Annotated in this window: 7 protein-coding genes and 1 pseudogene; 4 read left to right on the top strand and 4 right to left on the bottom strand. The window is 60.3% G+C overall.

Going from position 1 to position 6565, the window contains the following annotated elements; translation table 11 throughout:
* Window positions 1-76: 76 nt before the first annotated feature.
* From BTM36_RS04955 to BTM36_RS04940, 4 genes and pseudogenes are all read left to right on the top strand, one after another.
* Window positions 77-1336, top strand: a pseudogene (locus BTM36_RS04955) (response regulator); the annotation flags it as partial.
* Between the two features lie 216 nt (window positions 1337-1552).
* Window positions 1553-2953 (top strand): DUF6402 family protein, encoded by a 1401-nt coding sequence (locus BTM36_RS04950; protein ID WP_139347077.1) that lies wholly within the window; start codon window positions 1553-1555, stop codon window positions 2951-2953.
* 200 nt (window positions 2954-3153) lie between these two features.
* Window positions 3154-3543 carry a hypothetical protein gene (locus BTM36_RS04945; protein ID WP_139347076.1) on the top strand — a complete coding sequence of 130 codons (390 nt, stop codon included), beginning with the start codon at window positions 3154-3156 and terminating at the stop codon, window positions 3541-3543.
* A gap of 156 nt (window positions 3544-3699) precedes the next feature.
* Complete coding sequence (locus BTM36_RS04940) at window positions 3700-4113, top strand: DUF2306 domain-containing protein (protein WP_077235419.1); 414 nt, start codon at window positions 3700-3702, stop codon at window positions 4111-4113.
* 14 nt (window positions 4114-4127) lie between these two features.
* On the opposite strand, the gene BTM36_RS04935 is transcribed toward BTM36_RS04940, so the two are convergent.
* The 4 genes from BTM36_RS04935 to BTM36_RS04920 all read right to left on the bottom strand — a co-directional run bounded on the left by BTM36_RS04935 (window position 4128) and on the right by BTM36_RS04920 (window position 6528).
* Entirely contained in the window at window positions 4128-4823 is a 696-nt protein-coding gene (locus BTM36_RS04935; RefSeq protein WP_006464833.1) for a VIT family protein, read from the bottom strand.
* Window positions 4824-5309: 486 nt separating this feature from the next.
* A complete protein-coding gene (locus BTM36_RS04930) occupies window positions 5310-5750 on the bottom strand; it encodes a YeeE/YedE family protein (RefSeq protein WP_077235425.1) in 441 nt (146 codons plus the stop codon).
* Window positions 5751-5773: 23 nt separating this feature from the next.
* Entirely contained in the window at window positions 5774-6208 is a 435-nt protein-coding gene (locus BTM36_RS04925) for a YeeE/YedE family protein (RefSeq protein ID WP_006464831.1), read from the bottom strand.
* A gap of 2 nt (window positions 6209-6210) precedes the next feature.
* Window positions 6211-6528 carry a helix-turn-helix transcriptional regulator gene (locus BTM36_RS04920; protein WP_006464830.1) on the bottom strand — a complete coding sequence of 106 codons (318 nt, stop codon included), beginning with the start codon at window positions 6526-6528 and terminating at the stop codon, window positions 6211-6213.
* Between the last annotated feature and the right edge of the window lie 37 nt (window positions 6529-6565).

Raw genomic sequence — 6565 nt, 5'->3', positions numbered from 1 at the left:
GTAAATCGTTTCTTCATGCTGCCTCCGTATGGGGCAGACTCTACATCATTGCCGTACTAATCTCGGGGAGCAGGTCAACCGCGCCCTGGCCGCCTTGCGCTCGCTCAATGAGACCCTGGAACAGCGCGTCCAGGAACGGACCAACGCCTTGCTGGAGGCCGAGGAGGCCCTGCGCCAGGCGCAGAAGATGGAAGCGGTGGGGCAACTGACCGGTGGCCTGGCGCACGACTTCAACAATATCCTGGCCGGCATCAGCGGCAGCCTGGAACTGATGAAGGTGCGCATGGCCCAGGGCCGCATCAGCGACATCGAACGTCACCTCAACGGCGCCCAGTCCGCCGTCAAGCGTGCTGCCGCGTTGACCCAGCGCCTGCTGGCGTTTTCGCGACGGCAGACGCTGGACCCCAAGCCCGCCGATCTCAATCGCATCGTGGCCGACATGCACGAACTGATCGGCCGCAGCGTCGGCCCGGCCATTACGGTGGAAACCATTGCCGCCGGCGGGCTCTGGCATACCTTCGTGGACGTCGGCCAACTGGAAAACGCCTTGCTCAACCTCTGCATCAATGCCCGCGACGCCATGCCGCATGGGGGCCGCCTCACCATCGAGACTGCCAACCGCTGGCTGGACGACATGGCGGCCATGCAGCGCGGTGTGACGCCGGGCCAGTATGTCTCCCTGTGCGTGAGCGATACCGGCACCGGCATGTCGCCGGACGTGGTGGCGCGTGCCTTTGATCCCTTCTTCACCACCAAGCCCACGGGGCAGGGGACGGGGTTGGGCCTGTCCATGGTGTATGGCTTTGCCGGCCAGTCGGGCGGTGCGGTACGCATCTATTCCGAACTGGGCCAGGGCGCCACACTCTGCATCTACCTGCCGCGCCACCACGGCCAGGCGGGCGAAGAAGACCTGCTCATGCCGGACGAAGCCGGTGCCACGGCAGCGCCAGGCAGCAAGACCATCCTGGTGGTGGACGATGAACCGCTGGTGCGCATGGTGACCGTGGAGGTCCTGTCCGACCTGGGCTACAGCGTGCTGGAGGCCGAAGACGGGCCGACGGCCTTGAAGCTGCTGCAAGCCTATCCGGAGCTGGACCTGCTGATCACCGACGTCGGCCTGCCCAATGGCATGAATGGCCGCCAACTGGCCGACGCCATCCGCGCCCCGCGACCCGAATTGCCGGTGCTGTTCGTGACCGGTTATGCCGAGAACGCGGTGCTCAACCACGGCCACCTGGAACGGGGCATGCAGGTATTGACCAAGCCGTTCGCAGCCGATGTGCTGGCGCGGCGGGTACGGGAGCTGGTGGGAGATGAGCGTGATACGGCAAGCTGACCCGGGGAGGTTTGCTCTGTCCTGCAGAACTTGAGGGGCTTGCAGCGCCGAAAAGCAGTTCGCCGACGCTCGTTACTTATCTTGCCAATTTAAATATTTCTAGAAATCCTTGGCATTGTATTCATTCATTGACAGGTGACGTCAAGGTTGCGCCATCATCCACGCCCACAGTGCATCCCGGAGCCATTCCACCATTTCTGATGCACTGGAAACCGGGTGCAGGAACGTCTGGATTTCGACACCCGGCCCGTCATCGAGGAGTCGTGGGTGAATTCCAAAGCAAGAAAACAGCCGTATTACCGACTTGCTTCGTCGAGTCTTCCATTTGCAAAACCTGCCTGGAAATTGTTTTCCGGACTAAAGGGATGCGTGCCCCTGGTCAGTGAGCAGACCGTATCCATGTCGCGCCCGGCTCCAGGGGAAGTGCTTCCCGCTGATGTGACGCCTTCTGCGATAGGGGGCTCACGCCCGAACCGACCCGGGAAGCGGGAGGCCGACCGGCAGAAGACACTGGCCCGACAATTGGAAAAACAGAAGCCACTTCTGGCACCTGGTGATTCTCAGGCTAAGGCCCGGGCGGCAGAGCTTCTCGATCCAGGGGTATTCGAGGCCGAGCACTGCGATGAGCTACCGGCTTTCGACATGCTGGACATTCCTGATGCCATGGAAAACATGGGTTGGCCTGTCTCCGCAAGATTGGCCAGGAAATGGTTTTCAAGTCCTGAGCTTGTTTGGGATAAAACGGCCCATGCCGACCTACCTGTGGATGACAGCATCACCCTCAATTGGGTCAGGAGATTCGGCGTGGTGGAATGGAAGTATCGTTATCTGCTGGAGCGCGCTATCTACACGCCCGAAGCGAAGTCCGCACTCAAGTTCTGCGTGGAGAATGTCACCCAAGATGCTTTCAGAGCACGCCAATCGCTGGCGATCAACACGGCGACGGATTTAACTAACCTCCCTTTGTTTCACAAGAAATGGCAATTTCAGCATATGCGCATTTCGAACTACGAAACGATCGGCCGAGATTTGGCCATGACGGACCTGGCCGCAGCGCTGGCCAATTTCAGTATTTGTGTGGCGGTAGGTCGTGTCGAAGTCGTAGGAGAGAAGTACTATCAATATGACAATCTCGGGAAGACCAAGACGTTTTGTATGAACCCATCTATCCGGGTAACTCACGTCTACGTGTACGTGCGTGACAATTATTCGTTCAACGACCATTCAGATAGCGAAACCTCCCAATACCTCGGGCATTGGAACAAGACTGGCATGCTGGTATTTTTGGGAGGCATGATCGGCGATTGGGCCAATCATGTTCAGGAATTTGTAAAGGCTCAGGCCAACACCGCTTCGCCGGTCGACCTGTCGGATGGTTCGGTACGTCTACATAACAGGTTGATGGGCATGCCCGTAGATAGGCGAACTGGACTCTTCAGTAAATTCCGTAGGGATGACGTCCACTATCCCATCTTCAACAAAAGCTTCAATGAGTGGCGGACAAAGCACCACCGAGGTGGAGATTTCTGGATTTTTTCAAAGCCGCAATGCGTGAGGTTAGAAAAACCCATCCACATCGCTTTGCGGCAGTTGTGCCGGGATACGGAGCGAATGTGAGACGCGTTGCGTATCTCCTGTTGGCGCTCTGTATAGCCGCCGCTTTTATCGCACCGCCTGACTGGCTGACCGGAAGCGTCATCTTCTTAATTCTTGACGTCGGAAGCCACCTGGCCGTTGCCGGACTGGTGGCTGCTCTACTGCTCTTGTTGATATTTGCCCGATTTATTGGGCGAAAGCGACGACGTTGGACAGTCGTAATGATCTTCCTGCTCACGCTCACTCTTGGCATTTGGCTTGCTGACGAGCTCTACGAAACTCGCTACGCAGACTGCGACGACACCACCCAGGAGTTGAACGGCGGACCGGTGTCGATCGGTGGATCAGCCTATGACATCACCTTGTGCCAAGCCCCGGCTCTGATCGGAAGAGGGCAGGTGGTCAGGCTCCTGGTAAAGGATTCAGAGGGACAAAAGCTCGCGCGAAGATATTTTCTCATCGGGAAATTCGACGAAGAACACGAAGCTTTGCGCTTTGGCAGCGATGCGATCCTATATCAGGACCAGAGCGCCGATATGCCGTTACGTGCGATCCAGTTTCCTCCTTCGCTCCAGGACTGGATCATGGCACGACTCCCGTTTGCGCTTTAGGGCCTGTTCACGTTCAATCTACGCATCTCGCCGATTGAAGATGAACAGGCCCTGATAAATGCGTTTCGCGGCCTCAAAATAGAATGTCGTCGCAAATTCATTGAGTCGTCGGCGATGGCGCAGCACCATCAGCCATCGAAATCCTGACTGCTCTCCATGTCACTCACTCTTCCAGTAGGCCTTCATCTGGGTGCCGCCATTGGTGCCGTATTGATTGGGCCTCTCGCCCTCTGGACTCGCCTGGGTCGCACGGTACGTCCGCGCTGGCATCGCGTCTTCGGTTATGGCTGGCTGGGCTGTATGGTCATCACCGCGCTGTCAGCGCTCTTCATCCGTTCGCATGACTTGCCCAATGTCGGCGGATTTTCGCCCCTGCATCTGCTGGTGCCGTTGACCGGGGTGGGGCTCTATCGCGCCGTCACCGCAGCCAGGCGTGGAGACATCGTCCAGCATCGGCGCACCATGCAGGGCATCTATGTCGGCGCCTGTCTGGTGGCGGGGCTCTTCACACTGCTGCCCTCACGCTATCTGGGGCAACTGGTCTGGGGCCAATGGCTGGGCTGGCTGTGATCACGCTGGCCCGTCTAGACCGCCGCGCCAAAGAATGAACCGATGGCCGCTGTGCTGGCCATGGCCAGCGAGCTCCACAGGCTGACTCGCAAGGCCCCCTTCCAGAGGTTGGCGCCCCCGGTCCGGGCCGCGACCGCGCCCAGCACCGCCAGCGACAACAGGGCAGCGATCACGATCGCCTCCAGCAGCACGCCTGCAGGGGCCAGCCATACCACGGCCAGCGGCAGGGCTGCGCCCACCGCGAAACTCAGCGCCGAGACCAGTGCCGCCTGTACCGGGCGCGCGGTGGTTGTTTCGGAGATGCCCAGCTCATCGCGTGCATGGGCGTCCAGGGCGTCGTGGGCCATCAACTGGGTCGCTACTTGGTTAGCAGTTTCCTGCTTCAGGCCACGGCGCATGTAGATCGCCATCAACTCGCGATGTTCGCCCTCGGGGTCGGTTGCCAGTTCTTCCTTCTCCTGGCTCAAGGCCGCCTTTTCGCTATCAGCCTGGGAATGCACGGAGACATATTCGCCGGTGGCCATGGACATGGCACCAGCCACCAGGCCAGCCACGCCCGTCAGCAATACGTTCTCGTGGCTGGCGTTGGCGGCCACCACGCCCACCAGCAGGCTGGCAGTGGAGACGATGCCGTCGTTGGCACCCAGGACGGCGGCACGCAGCCAGGAAATGGCATCGACCTTGTGATGTTCGAGATGGAATCTGGGCATGGCTATGCAGTAGACGAGGTGTCGGAATGGCGCAGATTCTAGGGGTGGGGCGGCGAGAATGCCATGACAATTAGCGAAAATGAGGGCAATTCGCATTTGTTGGCCGCTTGGTGAAGAAACTGACGGGCGCTGACTTCCTGCAGTCCCACGAGGATGACAGACGGGATGATGGGCCGCTCGCGGTAGTGGCCGATGCCGCTGGTTTTAGCGCTCTGCTAGTCTGAGCTGCAGGATCGCCTATTCGTTTCCGCTGACACTGCAAAGGCTGCAGAGCCTGACATAGCACCATCACCAGAAGGAGAACATCATGTCCGATCGCAAGCCCAAGACTGCCATCGCAATCGTTGCCGCCATTGCGGTATTGGCGCTAATCGGTGGCGTTTCCTTGCTGGGGATGTTCCAGGCCGCCGGCCACAGTTGAACGGCAGCGACACGACGCCGCGGCAGGCCGGGTGCAAATCCCGCAGAGGGCATGAACCTCTACGTTCAGCCCTGACTGCCGTGGCGTGACCTGCTCTCCAGCCATCGGAACAGCACCATCCCCGCCAGCATCGCGACGACGAAGGCCATCCCTTTCCGTTCTCCCTCACCCAGCAGCACCAGTGCCGGGCCCGGGCAGATGCCGGCGATTCCCCAGCCGACCCCAAACAGCAGACTGCCCAGAATCAGGCGCCGGTCAATGCGCGTGGCAGCGGGCAGTTGCATCGGCTGTCCCAGCAGCGATTGCTGCATCTTGCGGGCGCGCGCGAAAGCGATCACACCGACCCCGATCGCTCCCCCCATCACGAAGGCCAGCGAAGGATCCCACGCCCCCGCCAGATCAAGAAAGCCGAGTACCTTGGCCGGATCGGCCATGCCGGAGACGATCAGTCCCAGGCCGAACAGGAGGCCGGCTACCCCTGCAGCGAGCATCTCTTTGTTATTCATCTTTGCATCCATGGATGGTGAACTCAGAATCCGGCCAGGTGGCGCAGCAGGTAGACGCTGACGAAGCCGGCGCCCATGAAGCTGGCAGTGGCGACTGCCGACCGCGGGGAAAAGCGGGATAAGCCACAGACGCCATGCCCGCTGGTGCAGCCAGCGCCGTAGCGCGTGCCCACCCCCACCAGCAAGCCGGCCAGCACGACCTGCGGGTAGCCGGCATCGATGCGCACCGCGGGGAGGGCCGTGACGGCGCCATAGAGCAGCGGCGCCAGCAACAGTCCCAGCACGAACAGGACGCGCCAGCCGGTGTCGCGCGAGGGGGGCTGCAGCAGCCCGGCCACGATGCCGCTGATACCGGCAATGCGGCCAGTGAAAAGCACCAGCAGGGCGGCAGCGGCCCCGATCAGCATACCTCCCACCAGCGCCCCGCCGGGGGTAAAACTGTTCCACGCAATGTGCATGTTCATTCCTTCGGGCAGTAGAGTTGGTACATCAGTTCGAGCATCGCCAGCAGCCGTTCATCGGCCACACGGTAGTAGACGCGCTTGCCGTCGCGGCGGGTAGTGACCACGCCCTCGTTGCGTAGCACGCCCAATTGTTGCGACAGGGTCGGCTGCCGGATATCAAGCGCTTCTTCCAGTTCGCTGACGCACATCTCCTGCTGCGACAGCTGGCACATCAGCAGCAGGCGGTCTTCATTGGCAAGGACCTTCAGGGCGGTGACCGCTTCACCGGCGGCCTGGCGCATCTGTTCGGCGCGTAGCGGGGTTACGTTGCTCATGCGTTTTCAATATAAAAAAATATAATATATTAAAACA

The organism is Herbaspirillum sp. VT-16-41 (assembly GCF_001994935.1).
GTDB classification, from domain to species: domain Bacteria; phylum Pseudomonadota; class Gammaproteobacteria; order Burkholderiales; family Burkholderiaceae_D; genus Herbaspirillum; species Herbaspirillum frisingense.
This window is presented reverse-complemented; position numbering and strand designations above follow the sequence as displayed.

Coding starts and splice junctions, on each gene's coding strand:
- BTM36_RS04945 (WP_139347076.1), top strand. CDS start 3,154: ATGATCTTCCTGCTCACGCTCACTCTTGGCATTTGGCTTGCTGACGAG.
- BTM36_RS04940 (WP_077235419.1), top strand. CDS start 3,700: ATGTCACTCACTCTTCCAGTAGGCCTTCATCTGGGTGCCGCCATTGGT.
- BTM36_RS04935 (WP_006464833.1), bottom strand. CDS start 4,823: ATGCCCAGATTCCATCTCGAACATCACAAGGTCGATGCCATTTCCTGG.
- BTM36_RS04930 (WP_077235425.1), bottom strand. CDS start 5,750: ATGAATAACAAAGAGATGCTCGCTGCAGGGGTAGCCGGCCTCCTGTTC.
- BTM36_RS04925 (WP_006464831.1), bottom strand. CDS start 6,208: ATGCACATTGCGTGGAACAGTTTTACCCCCGGCGGGGCGCTGGTGGGA.
- BTM36_RS04920 (WP_006464830.1), bottom strand. CDS start 6,528: ATGAGCAACGTAACCCCGCTACGCGCCGAACAGATGCGCCAGGCCGCC.